Source organism: Lactobacillus amylovorus DSM 20531 (assembly GCF_002706375.1).
Classification (GTDB): domain Bacteria; phylum Bacillota; class Bacilli; order Lactobacillales; family Lactobacillaceae; genus Lactobacillus; species Lactobacillus amylovorus.
Window position 1 is genome coordinate 33,541 of record NZ_CP017706.1, and the last position, 14,196, is coordinate 47,736.

A 14,196-nucleotide genomic window follows, 5' to 3' on the forward strand; every position below is an offset into this window, starting at 1 on the left:
GTTAAATTCAGAAAGTGATTTATTAGTTGCAGCTAATATTAATAATGTTCACTATTCAGCTACTATTTACGCTCCAGATGGAACAGCACAAACTATCACTTTAACCAAGAATGATCTTCAATTTGTAGATGCTGATGGCAATGCAATTACTCCAACTAATGCTGGTACTTACACAGTTGCATTATCACCATCTGTCGAAACCAGATTGAAGAACTTAACTGGCAACAACGATAACTACACGTGGACATTTAAGACTACTGTAACTTACAATATTGCTTCAACTACTGCTTCTGCAGGATTATCTGGATCTAACCGAAAGGTATTTGATGGATCTGGTGTAACAACTGCACAAATCAATCATGGCGGCAGCATTGAAGTTACATTCACATACCCAGGTAGCACCGATAGTAGTATGTACAAACTTCAAGATGGTGACTATACTTGGAATACATCAGATCATAATGCTCCTAAGAACGTTGGTATCTACACTATCACTTTGACTGATAGTGGATCAGCCACATTTGAAATCATTGCTAAGCCAATTAGCGGTGTAACTATTTCTGATAATGATCAAAGTAAGACTTACGATGGTCAAGCTGCTGGATTGGATCTCGATGCTTTGAGCATTAGCGGTACTGATACTGTAAGTGGTACTGCATTGTCAGATACAGGAATTCAGGCTAGCAGCTTTGATTGGTACTATGCAAGTGGTAATAAGCTTGATGAAGTTCCAAATAATGTGGGCACTTACGAAGCTCGTTTGACAGACAGAGCTTTGGCAGCATTGCAAAATGCAAATCCAAACTACAGCTTCAGTGAAGTCAACGGTACGATTAAGTACATGATTAATCCAAAAGTTGCTACAGATAAATTAGGAAACAGTGGTACGAAGACTTACAACGGTCAAGGTACCTCAGTCAGCGATATTATTAACTCAGTAACTTGGAATCCAGGTGGTCTAGTAACTGGTGATGACTATGAATGGATGACTAAGAATACTGACGGTACTTACAGTGTTATGACAGGTCTTCCAACTAACGTTGGCCCTTACTACTTGAAGCTTAAGGATAGCGGAATTACTAAGATCAAGAACGCTAATACTAATTACAGTTTTGCAGATGGTCCAATTAGTCCAACTTCTGACGAACAAGCTATTAGTCCTAAGAGCGCAATCTTCAACCATACAACTAATAACAAGAATGAGAATGCCAAGAAGAATGAGTTGCCACAAACTGGTTCAGCGCATAAAGGTCCACTTGCATGGCTTAGTTCATTGTTCGCAGGCTTGAGTCTATTCGGCTTAGCCGCTGACAGAAAGCGCAAGAAGAAGGACGATAATTAATCAAAGAGAAGTCATGGATATATTCCATGGCTTTTTCTTTATGAAAAAATAAAAGCAAATATTAAAAATATGTTGACAATATGAGAGCCAAATTATAATATAAGATCAAATCAAATAAGAGCGACAAAGAAAAGATAAGTAATTAGCGGTTACCGCCAAAGAGAGCTGCGGATGGTGAAATGCAGTGCGGGAGTACCTAACGAAAATGGTCTTGGAGTCCATTGAAGAGCAAGCGCAAGTAAGCTGTTCACGGGGGATGCCCGATATAGCGTCCGAGTATAACTTCTATTTTTAGAAGCGTACTTAGTGAGGGTATCAGTGTAAGCTGATACTGAATAAGGGTGGTAACACGCTAGTAGCGTCCCTAGACAAGCAATTGTCTAGAGGCGCTTTTTTTGTCCTGTTTTTTTAATAAAGGAGAAGAGAATTATGAGTAGAAATTTAGTACATTATGATATCGTTGGTAGTTTTTTAAGACCTGCAGAATTAAAGCAAGCAAGAGCAGATTTTGCCGCAAAGAAGATTTCTAAGGATGACTTAAAGAAAGTTGAAGACGAAGAAATTAAGAAATTAGTTGCCAAAGAAGAAAAGGCTGGTTTAAAGATCGTCACTGATGGTGAGTTTAGACGAAGCTACTGGCACCTTGATACCTTCTGGGGCTTCGGAGGAATCAAGCATACTAAGCAAGAACACGGTTACTTCTTCCACGATGAAGAAACCCGTAACGATTCGGCCCAAGTTGAAGGTAAGATTGAATTTACTGGTGATCATCCTGATCTCGAAGCCTTTAAGTATTTAAAGAGTATCACTGATAGCAGTGACGTCACTCCTCGTCAAAGCATCCCTTCACCCGCACAATTCTACGCCGAACTCGTTCGTGGTCCAGAAAACGTGACAGCCGTAAAGAAGTTTTACTCCAGTGAATACGAATTACTCGACGATATTTCAAAGGCCTACCGCAATTTAATCCTCGCCCTCTATGATGCAGGTTGCCGCGACGTCAAACTTGATGACTGTACTTGGGGCATGGTTGTTGATGACGACTTCTGGGCAACAATGGTTAAGCAAGGTTTCGACCGTGACGACTTGGAAAAGAAATACCTCCGTGTTAACAACGGTGCTTTAGTCGACTTGCCAGACGACTTACGTGTTTCAACTCACATCTGCCGCGGCAATTACCACTCAACTTGGGCAGCAAAAGGCGGCTACGGTCCAGTTGCCAAATATGTTTTCGCTAAAGAAAACGTCGATGCCTTTTATCTAGAATTCGATAATAAAAGATCTGGTAGCTTCGATCCAATCAAGGAAGTACCAGCAGGAAAAGAAGTTGTTCTTGGCCTTGTAACCAGCAAGAAGCCAGAACTTGAAAAGCCTGACGACCTGATCACTAGAGTTAAAGAAGCCGCTCAATTCCACGACTTGCAAGACTTAGCTCTTAGCACCCAATGTGGTTTTGCCTCAACCGAGGAAGGCAACCAATTAACCGAAGAAGAACAATGGAAGAAGATTGCTTTAGTAATCGATACTGCTAAGCAAATCTGGGCATAATTAATGAAAGAGGGGACAAAGCAATGAAGAAAAAACTATGGATTATAGCACAGGTAGTATGGGGATTACTGATTTGCTTTGGCCTCTATGTCTTCGCAAATTTATAATTCTCAATCTGAGCATATTAAACAGGAATTTAGTTAAAAGCTAATATAATTATTTAAAAAGGAGAAAAATACTATGGCAAAAGTCGAGAGTTTCACCCTGGATCACACTAAAGTTAAGGCACCTTACGTTCGTTTAATTACTGTTGAAGAAGGACCAAAAGGCGACAAGATTTCTAACTACGATTTGCGTTTAGTCCAACCTAACAAGAACGCCATTCCAACGGGTGGTTTGCACACCATCGAACACCTGCTTGCAAGTTTACTCCGCGATCGTCTTGACGGCGTTATCGATTGTTCGCCATTCGGCTGTCGGACTGGTTTTCACTTGATCGTTTGGGGCGAGCATTCAACTACTGAAGTTGCAAAAGCTCTTAAGTCCTCCCTTGAAGAAATTCGCGATACCATCACTTGGGAAGACGTTCCAGGAACCACGATTAAGACCTGTGGTAACTATCGCGATCACTCACTCTTTACTGCAAAGGAATGGTGCCGCGACATCCTTGAAGAAGGCATCAGTGACGATCCATTTGAACGTCATGTCATTTAATTAAGTATAAATATTAAGAATAAGCTAGGTTTTTGTACCTAGCTTTTTTTAGTGTGCATATTTTGTTATACTGAAAACGTATTCAATTTAGAAAGACGTGAGTTTTTTATGTATAAACTAATTGCCTGTGATCTTGATGAAACTCTGATTGATGATGATGCGCATGTCTGTCAGCGTAATATCGATGCGATTAAAGCAGCGACAAAGCTGGGCGTGAAGTTTGTCCCAGCAACTGGACGCGGCTATCGAGCAATTGAGAAGACGCTGGCAGAGATCGGTCTGAAGGATAAGGCAAATGAGTATGTGATTTCTTTTAACGGGGGATGCATTACCGAGAACAAGGATAATCGAATTATGAAGTTTCAAGGCTTGGACTTTGCTAAAGCCGACGAACTTTATCGTCTTGGTTTAAAATGCGATGTCTGCATCCACGTATATACTAAGGATATGGTTTATGTCTATAACGCAGATGAAGATGAAATCAAGTATCTGAAACTACGTCACGTTTACAAGATTATTGATGAACCAAATCTTGACTTCTTAAAGGGACAAGACATCGCCAAAGTTTTATACGGTAGTACTGATATGCCATATTTAGAAAAGATAGCTAGTGAAATTAGCAATACTACCAAGGATCTCGACGTGTCATATTCTTCCAACCGTTATCTTGAATTCAACCATCAAGGCGTCAACAAGGGTGAAGGCTTGCTCTGGCTTGCTGATAAGCTTGGCATCAAGCCTGAAGAGACGATGGCCTTAGGCGATAACTTTAACGATCTTTCTATGATTGAAGCAGCCGGATTGGGTGTTGGCGTGGCTAATGTTAACCCTAAGATGAAAGACGACTGCGACTATATTACCAAAGCCGATAACAATCAAGGCGGCGTTGGTGAGGCAATTGAAAAATTTGTTTTAGAAAAGTGATGAGGTAAAGATAGATGAAATTTAACAAGAAAATCCTAATGATTTCTGCTGCAACTTTGATGTTGGCTAGTCCTGTAGCAAGTTTGGCTAATGCAAATACTATTTCTGCAGCAAGCGTAAAGAAGGTTTCATACGCAAAGCAGACCACTGTGACGGTTAAGAAAAAGACGCCACAATTGTTCATGGCAACTGGCGGCCGTGCTTTAACCACTGGTAAGTACTACAAGAAAGGTCAAAAATTGACTGTTGATCAATTAGGCGGCATGAATATTTTAGCTAATAGTTCTCCAGATGCTTACCACATTAAGGGTACCGATTATTATGTTTGGGCTAAGGACGTTAAAGCAAAGCGTGCCTTACAAGATATCGATTATACAAGTCGTGGTTTGACTACAGTGCGGACCAATAAGTCTAAGGCACCACTTTACTCATTTTACGCTGAAAAGTCTACTCCAGCTGGCTATGCCTTTATGAAGGGGACTGATTTTAAAGTTAATGGTGCAATGTACTTGTACAATGCTAAAACTGACAAGAGCGAATTGTACTACCATTTGACTAATCATTATCACACCATGGCTAATTTGAAGACTTCACCGGATTTCCCTAACAGATTTAATACGGAGCTAGTTGATACTGGGGATGCCTTTGTGAAGGCTAGCGATGTTAATTTCTTTTCTGGCAAGAAGTTGAAGCCAATTAACACAGCTGCTTCCGCAAAAGATGGTAGCAAGATTGCTATTTTAGAAAATCAGGAAGCTGACTTGAAGGATTTACTTGGCAAAGTAGATAGTGTCAAGAATTCAGTTAAATACAAGTTGTCTAGTTCTCTCAAGCGTGACAATTACGATCTAGCTGTGAGGGATGCACAAACTCAGGTTAACTCAAGAAAGTTAATGTCAACTGCTGAAGCACAATACTTGATCTGGAGCCTTAAGACTTATGAAAGTGAGCTTGATGGTGCCAAGGTGAAGGTTGGCAACATGAATAAGTTGACTTCAAATGAGAAGCTCGCAATTGGTTTGTTGGTGATTTCTGTTTATGGTAAAAACACTGACAAGGAAAGCTTATATGGCTATGCCAAGTTTAATAAGGGCAATGACAAGACCTTTACTTTAACTATTGAAGATATGCATAATCAGAATAAGGTTGTTTCAACCAAGACAATGAAAACTAGTGATTTTGCACAAAAGAGATAAGACGATAAAAAGAGGGATGTATCGATTTGATGCATCCCTTTTAGTTTGTTTATTTTGTTTTTATTTAATCGTTATTGCTTAATTCTTTAAGGCCTGGCAAACTCATCATAACAATGAAACTAATGATGTAGAGGGCTGAAAGAAAGCCCATGACAACCGTTAAATTGTAGTGATCCATCAAGATACCGATGACAACTGATGAGAAACCACCGATTGCACGGCCAATGTTAACGATGATGTTGTTAGCTGAAGAACGAATCTCAGTTGGGTAGAGGCGACTGATTACTGCACCGTAACCACCAAACATCCCATTTGAGAAGAAGCCCATGACTGCACCGATGATGAGTAAAGTAGCCATGTTTTGTGCAAGTGATAAAACATAAACCATGACAGCTGAACCGATCAAGAAGATGGCGAAGGCTCTACGTGGACCGAAGTGGTCGAAGATGTTACCAAAGGTTATCATACCGATGCTCATGCCGACGATAGTTGAGATCATCCAAATACTTGAGCTAGATACGTTTAAGTTCAATTGCTTTTGCACGATGGTTGGTAACCAGTTCATTAAGCCAAAGTAACCAGCGATTTGGACGGTCATCATGACCATCAAGCCTAAGCTTTGAAAAGCAAGACGTGGGGTTGAAAACATTTTTTTAATGACATCACGTAATAATGAACCTTTTTCATCTTTTTTAGCTTGGAGGAATTGATCGCTTTCATGCAAATGTCTTCTAATAAAGACTGTTAAAATTACTGGGACAATTCCGACCAAGAATAGTGCGTGCCAGCCAGCTGTTGGAATAATCCAAGCCGAAATTAATGCCGCAAAGATCGCACCGATTTGACCACCGACTGCCGCAATTGAGGTCATCTTACCAATTCTGTCGCTTTCAAAGTTTTCGGCGATTAAGGCAATGCCTACGCCATATTCACCGCCGGCACCAATACCAGCGAGAAAACGTAAGGCGTAGATCTCATAGATGTTGTTGGCAAAAGCCATTAAACCCGGTGGCAATGGCGAAGATCAAAACCGTGTGTGAGAAAGTTTTAACACGGCCAATCTTGTCACCCAAGATGCCGAAACAAATACCACCAACTAACATTCCTAAGTTAGTGATTGAGGAGATCAATCCAGCGGCTCCACCTGATAGATGTAAGTCCGCAATCATTGAACTCATCGCAAACGATAAAAAAAGCACATCCATGTTTTCAAGCGCAAAACCTGATGAAGTAGAGGCGATGACCCACTTTTGGTTTTTACTTAGTCCCTGACTGTGCTGCGTAATATATTTCATATTTAATTCCTCCAAAACGAATGCTCTCTGTCATCCAATTATTTCTTCGTCTGTATATGATACGCTTTTTGAATAAATAAACAAGGGTTGTTATGAAAAAAAGATCATCCTATCGTGCTGAAAGAATGATCTGAAAACTTTGTTTCAAATCTAATATACTAACAATCCGACGCCTAATGCGACTAGACACAAGACAAATTCGATGACCAGTAATTTCCAACACCACTTGAACCATTTGTTAAAGTCAATATTAACCATCATCAAACTCATCAAGATTAATCCGGTTGGGGCAACCAAGGAAATAAAGCCAAGGCCCCAGTTGTAGGCATCAATTACACTAGCACGGTCGATTCCAACCACATTGGCAAGTGGTGCCATGATTGGCATGGAAAGTACGGCCAAACCAGATGATGATTGAATGAAGAATCCCAGAATGATGTAGACGATGAACAGGAACCAAATGAAGATTAATGGACTCATGCCAGAAATCTGTTGGCTGAAGAAGTGCATGATGGTGTCACTGGTGTGACTGTCGTCCATAACAATGGAAACGGCTCTCGCCAACCCGATTGTCAAAGCAACACCAAGCAAATCGCTAGCACCATCAACGAAGGCTTGCACAACTTTGTGCTCGGAAAGTCCCGAGAAGATAGCCATCAAGTAGCCGGCAGTTAAGAAGACTACCGAAATTTCGGTGAAGTACCAGCCTTTTTGTTGTACACCCCAGATCATGACGATAAAGGCAATGCCGAAGATGATCAATGATAATTTTTGTTGCCAAGTAAAGTTGGCTGGTTTGTTAAAGTCGGCATCGTTTAAGTACTTTTCACGATCTTCTTCGTATTGGTCGTAAACAACAGATTTAGTAGGATCTTTACGTACCTTTTCAGCGTAGCGAATGACATAGATCATACCAACTACCGTACAGATGACCCACATGGTAATTCTGAGTGGTAAAGCTCTGGCGAAGTTAACACCGGCAGTGTTAGAAGCGATGATCGTTGAGAATGGGTTAATGGTTGAAATCATGGTCCCAATACTCGTTCCCAGGAAGATCGTTCCTAGAACTGTCATCGTATCATACCCGGCTAGCAGGAAGACTGGAATTAGGATTGGGTACATGGCCATCGTTTCTTCGGCAAGACCAAAGGTTGTACCACCAAGAGAAATTAGCCCCATCACAAGGATAATCAACAGAATTTGCTTACCTTTGATTTGCTTAGATAAAGCCTGCATCCCCGAGTTGATCGCGCCGTTTGCGTGAACGACACCAATACATCCACCTAGGATCAAAACGAAGGCGATGATGTCGACACTTTGAGCGATACCTTGTACCTGTGAGGTGAAGAACTGATTGATCGCCTGCCACAGGTTAGGCTTCTTTAAATTGATTATCTCGTAAGAATTTGGAATAGCAACTGGCTTGTAGATTGTGCCATCCTTAAATTTCTTGACTGCAATGTTGACCTTGTACTTCTTTAAAGTGGCCTGAGTAGCAGGTTATTTGTACTTTTTACCACTTGGTCTGGTAACTACGAAATCTTTATTGCTGGTATCATAAGCAATCGTCGCATAGTTACCGGCAGGAATAACAAAAGTCAATAGTTGAACAAGCAAAAGCACAATTATGATGACGGTATGGGCCGTCGGAAATTGGTGCTTTTTCTTCTTTTTAGTAGCCATAATAAAACCTCCTTACTTGTATAACTATTGATTTATAGTTTTATTATACAGTTAAGGAGGTATCTTTTGACAGCGATTTCATATAAATATAATAAAAAAGCCGAGCTTGACTCGACCTTCTTGTTATTCAGCGTGTTTACCGCGATTTCTGTGCCAGAACTTGCGTGGAATATAGATTGCGGCAATTACTATAATCACCAATGGAGTAACCACGAATTTCAAGATGTTGTTGTTACGTTCAGCTTGTACATTAGCATGATTTTTGGCAGTAGCAGGTTTGTTCTTCTTACTTGTTGCCCTTTTCTTATTAGGCTTACTGCTGGTAGCTGCCTTACTTGGACTAGCATTTTGCTTTTTGTTTAAATTAGAAGTAGCAGAATTTGGCATCTTGTGTTGGTGACGCCATTTGTCTGTTTTCTTGATTGCTGAATGGCTGTTGTGATTATCCTTTGTTACATTCTGTGAATGTTGTTGATTATGGGTAGTGGTTGTGCTACTACTATCCTTCTTATTTGGCAAATAGTAGGCACAATCGATGTAGGTGACACCACTTGGATTGTTAGGATCAACTTCAAGGGCACGTCCATCATAAGGGGGATTACCAGCTATCTCAAAGTCACCAATTCTCTCTGGTAATTGCCCCATGTTAAAGAATTGCCGCTCAGGGACACCGTTAACCACTTTTACCGTATCGGCATACATGACTTGTAAGGTTTGACCAGTATATTGATTTATGCAACGCCAATATAATGATTGGTAGGTTACATTTTGTTTATTTGTTTCAGATGTTTGTGGTTGATTAGTTTGATCATTTTCATCAGCTAAAACTGGAGTAGTCGTTAAAAGCAGGGCAGCTGGTAACGCTGCACACAGTTTGATGAGGAATTTTCTTTTGTTTAACATTTTTCTCACCTCTAAATAATAACGCTTACTTTCTACTTAAATTTTAGCGATAACTTTCGATGAATACAAGTTAAGAATAAGCAAAGATTATATTAAAATAACTAATGAAAGCGATTTTACAAAGGAGAGACAAATTATGAGTTTGACTGTAAATCTTTATTACAATGGCAAAAATGGTGATGCCAGAAAGTTCGCACAAGAAATGGAAGACAAGGGTATTGCAGGTCGTATTCGTGCCGAAGAAGGCAATGAAAAATATGATTACTTTATCCCAATGGACGATCCTGAGACGGTTTTATTAATCGATAGTTGGCATGATCAAAAGGCGCTTGAGGCTCACCATGCTTCACCTATGATGAAGGAATTGGCTGACTTGCGTGAAAAGTATGACTTTCATATGTGCGTTGAACGCTACATCTCAGATGACAGCGGCGTGCCTGCAAGTGATCAAAAGTTTATTCGGAAATAAATATGATTAGAAAATATCAAAAGAGCGATTTAGATGCGTTGATGCAGATTTGGCTTAAGGGCAACCTTGATGCACACGATTTTATTGATCCAAGTTATTGGCATGATAACTATGAATTGGTGAAAAAAGAGTTGCCGAATGTTCAGCTGTATGTAGATGAAGAAGAGGGCGAGATAGCTGGTTTTGTAGGGATGCAAGGCAACTATATTGCCGGTATCTTTGTTAAAAGAGATTATCGGGGCCGCGGTATTGGTGGAAAGCTGATTGACTTTTTGAAGCTAAAGCATGATAAATTGCAGCTGTCGGTGTGTGAAAAGAATGAAGCGGCTCTTAGTTTTTATCAAAATCGTGGTTTTAAGTTAGTGAAAAAAGAGATTGATCAAGAGACTGGTGCAGCCGACTGTTTAATGGAGTGGGATGCATAAAAGTTATGCCTAGGAATTTATAATAAGTATTTTTTCATAATGGACTAGCGGTATTAAGCTTAAAGTAATGAAAGTCAGGAAAAGCATGGTGTTGAGATGTCAGAAATTGCTTTAGCTTGGGAATGGGCTAAGGGTATCACTGCTCCAATTGTTGGTTCAACGAAGATCAAACACCTTGAATCAGCTGTGAATTCGATGGGCGTAGAGCTCACACTAGATGAAGTAAACTATTTTGATGAATTGTATGTGCCACACCCATTATCGGTGCAATTAATCAAAATTCACCTGAGGGCACAGTGGTTTTAGATAGGAAATAGAGTAAAGAAACTATTAAGTGTAAAATCTTAATAGTTTTTTATTTACTCTCACTAGAACACGAACGATAATATATAAAAATTATGATTAATTAATAAATAAGCTAATAATTTTAGCAAAATACTGTGAAACTCAAAAAATATATGTTAAAATCTTATCGTTAACTAATTTGAGAGGGAAATAATCAACATGAATAACGACATCGAAAAAGTATTATTTGATCAAGATCAACTTAACAAGCGCATGGATGAAATGGCAGCTCGCCTTAACAAGAAATATGAAGGGCAAGAACCAATCGTCATTCCAGTTTTGAATGGCGCAATGATCTTTGCCAGCGATATGATCAAAAGATTAACTTTCGAATTAACAATTGAGCCAATTAAGGCCTCCAGTTATGAAGGTACCAGCTCTACTGGTAAGGTTAAGATTACCCAAGACGTGAAGTCAGACGTTAAGAACCGCCCAGTAATCTTCATGGAAGATATCATTGACACAGGTAGAACTTTAAAGGCACTTAGCGACTTGATGAAGGAACGCGGTGCCAAGAGTGTTGAAGTTATTTCTATGTTAGATAAACCTGAGACACGTGTAGTTGACTTCTACCCAGATGATTATGGCTTCAAGGCTCCTAATGAATTCTTAGTAGGTTACGGCTTGGACTACAACGGTCTTTACCGCAACTTGCCATATGTCGGTATTCTTAAGAAAAGAGTTTACGCTTAGATTTAATATAGATAATGTAAAAAAAGACATAGCTTATCTCATTTAACCCAGACACTTTGGTACGTGATCTTAAGCTCTTTAAGCAAAATGGTTATGAAACTAAGGCAATCACACCGATTGATGTTGCACCTCAAACACCAGATATGATGTGCATTTGCAGACTAGATAAGGAAAATTAATTTAAAATAAGAAGCCCGTAAATTGCAATAATAAATTGAACATTTATACTGCTTGATAGATATGATCTAATTCTTTCTCAAAGATTTCATCTGGAGTATGATATGCCAAGATCTTTCTTGGTAGCGAATTGCACCAGGTTTCAATATTAATGATATCTTGAAGAGAATAGTTATTGATGTAATCACCTTTGGGAATAAATCTGCGAATAAGGCCATTGTGTCTTTCAACAGTGCCTTTATCGCAATAAGTATATGGATGGGCGTAATAGACTAAGGTATTAGATACTTCCTCTAGATTGGAAAGATCCGCAAACTCTGAACCATTGTCAGTTGTAATTGTCTTGAAGATTTCATTCCAGTGCTCACTATACTGCTTATGTAGAGTTTGAAAAGCGCTCATCACACTGGCAGCTGTCTTGTCTGGAATACGCAAGATTAGAAATTCACGGCTCATTCGCTCAGACAAAGTTAGCAGTACTTGATCATTAATCTCTTTAGGGCGTTCTTCAATGCTTCGACCTAATTTCTTCTTGTTCTTATGAACACGATGAATTTTAGTATTACGCTTTAACTTCTCAGGCAAATCAGAGTTTCTGATAGCCAACAAGCCTTGATCTACATAGTTATATAGAGTTCTAGTGCAGACTATCTGGTCGCTGCTAAATTCACCCACAGCCAAGCAGCGATTGGCACATACATCAAGTGACCAATTGTCTTCAAAGAAATGCTTATTGACATACTTGATAAAGTCAGATTTCTTCAAGAAGTCTGATTTGCGACCACAGTGGCGTCGGTTAGTCTGATAAACACTTTGACCATGATCAGCCTTGTAACGCTTCTGTTTGCCACGATAAAGAGTAGCAGTGCCTCGTCTAACTTCGTAACTGATTGTAGAAGGCGAACAGCACAACTCACGAGCGATAGCTCTGATAGAGCAGCCATCCTTCAAGCGAGTTTGAATAACAACCCGTTGTTCAAATGATAAATGCTTTCCCTTTTGATGCTCAGGCATGATAGAATGTAAAGAGTCCATTTGTGACCTCGTTTCTGAATGTTTTGTGGTAATTACATTTTATCAAACTGAACTGAGACCTAAAAATTAGACAGTTTAAAATACAGGATTAATAGAGGCTTGATTCCGATATTCTTTCGGAGTTAAGCCTTTTAATCTGCTCTTTATCCTTTCTTCGTTATAGTATTCGATATATTCTTCGATTGCTTGAGCTAATTCTTGAAGACTATGGTACTTGTATTCTTGATCATAGAACATCTCTGTTTTGAGCAAGCCAAAGAAGTTTTCCATTAGCCCATCATCCATGGAATTACCTTTTCTAGACATGCTTTGAGTAATACCATGAAGCTTTAAAGCACGCTGATATCTTGGACTTTGGTATTGACAGCCCTGATCAGTATGAAAGATGCAATTATTAAGAGCCGTTTCCTTGGCAAAAGCCCTATCAAGCATTGTCATTACTAACTCCATGTCTGGATGTTTGGAAATAGTGTAAGAGACTATATCGCCTCCACAACCATCCAAAATAGGTGATAGATAAAGCTTTTCACCATTGAGGTGAAATTCAGTAATGTCAGTGTACCATTTCATGTTGGGCATTGGTGCAAAGAAATCACGACGAATTAAATTAGGGGCTATCTTGCCAATAGTTCCCTTGTAGCTTGAATACTTACGCTTGTTGCGTCTGATACCCTTAAGACCCAATTTATGCATCCAGTAACGGACTGTTTTCTCAGTAATATTCCAGCCTTCTTTTATTAACTGGAGTGCCACTCGACGATAGCCATAGCGTCCTTTGTGACGATTAAATATTTCCTTGATCCTTGCAATAAGTTTGGAACGCTTGGGCTTCTTAGGCTTTCGTTTAATTATTTTATAGTAAGAACTTCTGGCAATCGTAGGCAGCTCTGGATGCTCTGAAATTGCATCTAAGACATAGTTCAAGCTAACCTTAAATTCATGCCTTAGATCAGTAATTGCCTTAGCTATTTCTTTCGATCTTTGTCTTGATCCAAGGCCTTCAGTTTTTTTACGTATTCGTTCACAATACGCAATCGCAAGTTTTCTTCTTTCAGCTTTTGGATCTCTTTCTCCAATTCCTTGCGTGATTTTTGAGTCTCTTTGATCACGGGCAGGGCGTCCTTTCTGTTTGATAATGACATTATACCCGTTTTCCTTATATTCTCTAAGCCAAATACTAAGTGTGCCAATACTCTTAAGCCCCAGTTCTAGTGATACTTGTACATATGACTTGGTACTGAAAACAGCTTGCTCAATTGCTTGTTCTTTAAATTCCTTAGAATAAACCTGATAAGGCCTATCTAAAACATTGATTCCATACATATCAATTAATCTAAGCATGTAATCCAAATTAGCTACATTCGTTTTATATGTTTTAGACAACTGACTTATTGAAATCTTTTCATCTTTCCATTTACGATAAATTTCTATTTTCTGTTCTTTATTAAATTTAGACATAGTAAAGACCTAAAAGTGTCTCACTTTTAGGTCTCACTTCAAACAGGTC

Annotated in this window: 13 protein-coding genes and 2 pseudogenes; 10 read left to right on the forward strand and 5 right to left on the reverse strand. The window is 39.4% G+C overall.

Features of this window, described 5'->3' with window-relative positions; translation table 11 throughout:
* The first annotated feature begins 37 nt into the window (after positions 1–37).
* The 5 genes from LA20531_RS00175 to LA20531_RS00195 all read left to right on the forward strand — a co-directional run bounded on the left by LA20531_RS00175 (position 38) and on the right by LA20531_RS00195 (position 5,664).
* Positions 38–1,342: an MBG domain-containing protein gene (locus tag LA20531_RS00175; protein ID WP_162252728.1), complete on the forward strand. Its 1,305-nt coding sequence runs from the start codon at positions 38–40 to the stop codon at positions 1,340–1,342.
* 429 nt (positions 1,343–1,771) lie between these two features.
* A complete protein-coding gene (locus LA20531_RS00180; protein ID WP_056940408.1) occupies positions 1,772–2,890 on the forward strand; it encodes a 5-methyltetrahydropteroyltriglutamate--homocysteine S-methyltransferase in 1,119 nt (372 codons plus the stop codon).
* Positions 2,891–3,070: 180 nt separating this feature from the next.
* Positions 3,071–3,544: an S-ribosylhomocysteine lyase gene (locus LA20531_RS00185; protein ID WP_013437854.1), complete on the forward strand. Its 474-nt coding sequence runs from the start codon at positions 3,071–3,073 to the stop codon at positions 3,542–3,544.
* A gap of 108 nt (positions 3,545–3,652) precedes the next feature.
* The gene (locus tag LA20531_RS00190; protein WP_013437855.1) at positions 3,653–4,468 is read left to right on the forward strand and encodes a Cof-type HAD-IIB family hydrolase; all 816 of its coding nucleotides are present in this window, start codon (positions 3,653–3,655) and stop codon (positions 4,466–4,468) included.
* A 14-nt stretch (positions 4,469–4,482) separates the two neighbouring features.
* On the forward strand, positions 4,483–5,664 hold the full coding sequence (locus LA20531_RS00195; protein WP_056940407.1) for a hypothetical protein: 1,182 nt from the start codon (positions 4,483–4,485) through the stop codon (positions 5,662–5,664).
* A 64-nt stretch (positions 5,665–5,728) separates the two neighbouring features.
* On the opposite strand, the pseudogene LA20531_RS00200 reads toward LA20531_RS00195, so the two are convergent.
* The 3 genes and pseudogenes from LA20531_RS00200 to LA20531_RS00210 form a co-directional block, all read right to left on the reverse strand.
* A pseudogene (locus LA20531_RS00200) lies at positions 5,729–6,959 on the reverse strand (MFS transporter).
* Between the two features lie 150 nt (positions 6,960–7,109).
* A pseudogene (locus LA20531_RS00205) lies at positions 7,110–8,642 on the reverse strand (YfcC family protein).
* A gap of 123 nt (positions 8,643–8,765) precedes the next feature.
* Positions 8,766–9,545: a hypothetical protein gene (locus LA20531_RS00210; protein ID WP_056940406.1), complete on the reverse strand. Its 780-nt coding sequence runs from the start codon at positions 9,543–9,545 to the stop codon at positions 8,766–8,768.
* A gap of 136 nt (positions 9,546–9,681) precedes the next feature.
* Here LA20531_RS00210 and LA20531_RS00215 point away from each other — a divergent pair, with 136 nt between their 5' ends.
* The 5 genes from LA20531_RS00215 (at position 9,682) to LA20531_RS11805 (ending at position 11,656) form a co-directional block, all read left to right on the forward strand.
* The gene (locus tag LA20531_RS00215) at positions 9,682–10,014 is read left to right on the forward strand and encodes a putative quinol monooxygenase (protein WP_056940405.1); all 333 of its coding nucleotides are present in this window, start codon (positions 9,682–9,684) and stop codon (positions 10,012–10,014) included.
* A 2-nt stretch (positions 10,015–10,016) separates the two neighbouring features.
* Complete coding sequence (locus LA20531_RS00220) at positions 10,017–10,439, forward strand: N-acetyltransferase (RefSeq protein WP_056940404.1); 423 nt, start codon at positions 10,017–10,019, stop codon at positions 10,437–10,439.
* A gap of 96 nt (positions 10,440–10,535) precedes the next feature.
* Entirely contained in the window at positions 10,536–10,745 is a 210-nt protein-coding gene (locus tag LA20531_RS00225) for an aldo/keto reductase (protein ID WP_233994605.1), read from the forward strand.
* A gap of 198 nt (positions 10,746–10,943) precedes the next feature.
* Positions 10,944–11,477, forward strand: coding sequence for a hypoxanthine phosphoribosyltransferase (gene hpt, locus LA20531_RS00230; protein WP_056940403.1), 534 nt, complete (start codon positions 10,944–10,946; stop codon positions 11,475–11,477).
* A gap of 56 nt (positions 11,478–11,533) precedes the next feature.
* Positions 11,534–11,656: a hypothetical protein gene (locus LA20531_RS11805; RefSeq protein ID WP_257790261.1), complete on the forward strand. Its 123-nt coding sequence runs from the start codon at positions 11,534–11,536 to the stop codon at positions 11,654–11,656.
* A 43-nt stretch (positions 11,657–11,699) separates the two neighbouring features.
* Here the strand turns inward: LA20531_RS11805 and LA20531_RS00240 are convergent, their stop codons facing one another.
* Both LA20531_RS00240 and LA20531_RS00245 read right to left on the reverse strand, forming a co-directional pair.
* Positions 11,700–12,689: an IS30 family transposase gene (locus tag LA20531_RS00240; protein ID WP_099202200.1), complete on the reverse strand. Its 990-nt coding sequence runs from the start codon at positions 12,687–12,689 to the stop codon at positions 11,700–11,702.
* 75 nt (positions 12,690–12,764) lie between these two features.
* A complete protein-coding gene (locus LA20531_RS00245) occupies positions 12,765–14,147 on the reverse strand; it encodes an IS3 family transposase (protein WP_099202202.1) in 1,383 nt (460 codons plus the stop codon).
* Between the last annotated feature and the right edge of the window lie 49 nt (positions 14,148–14,196).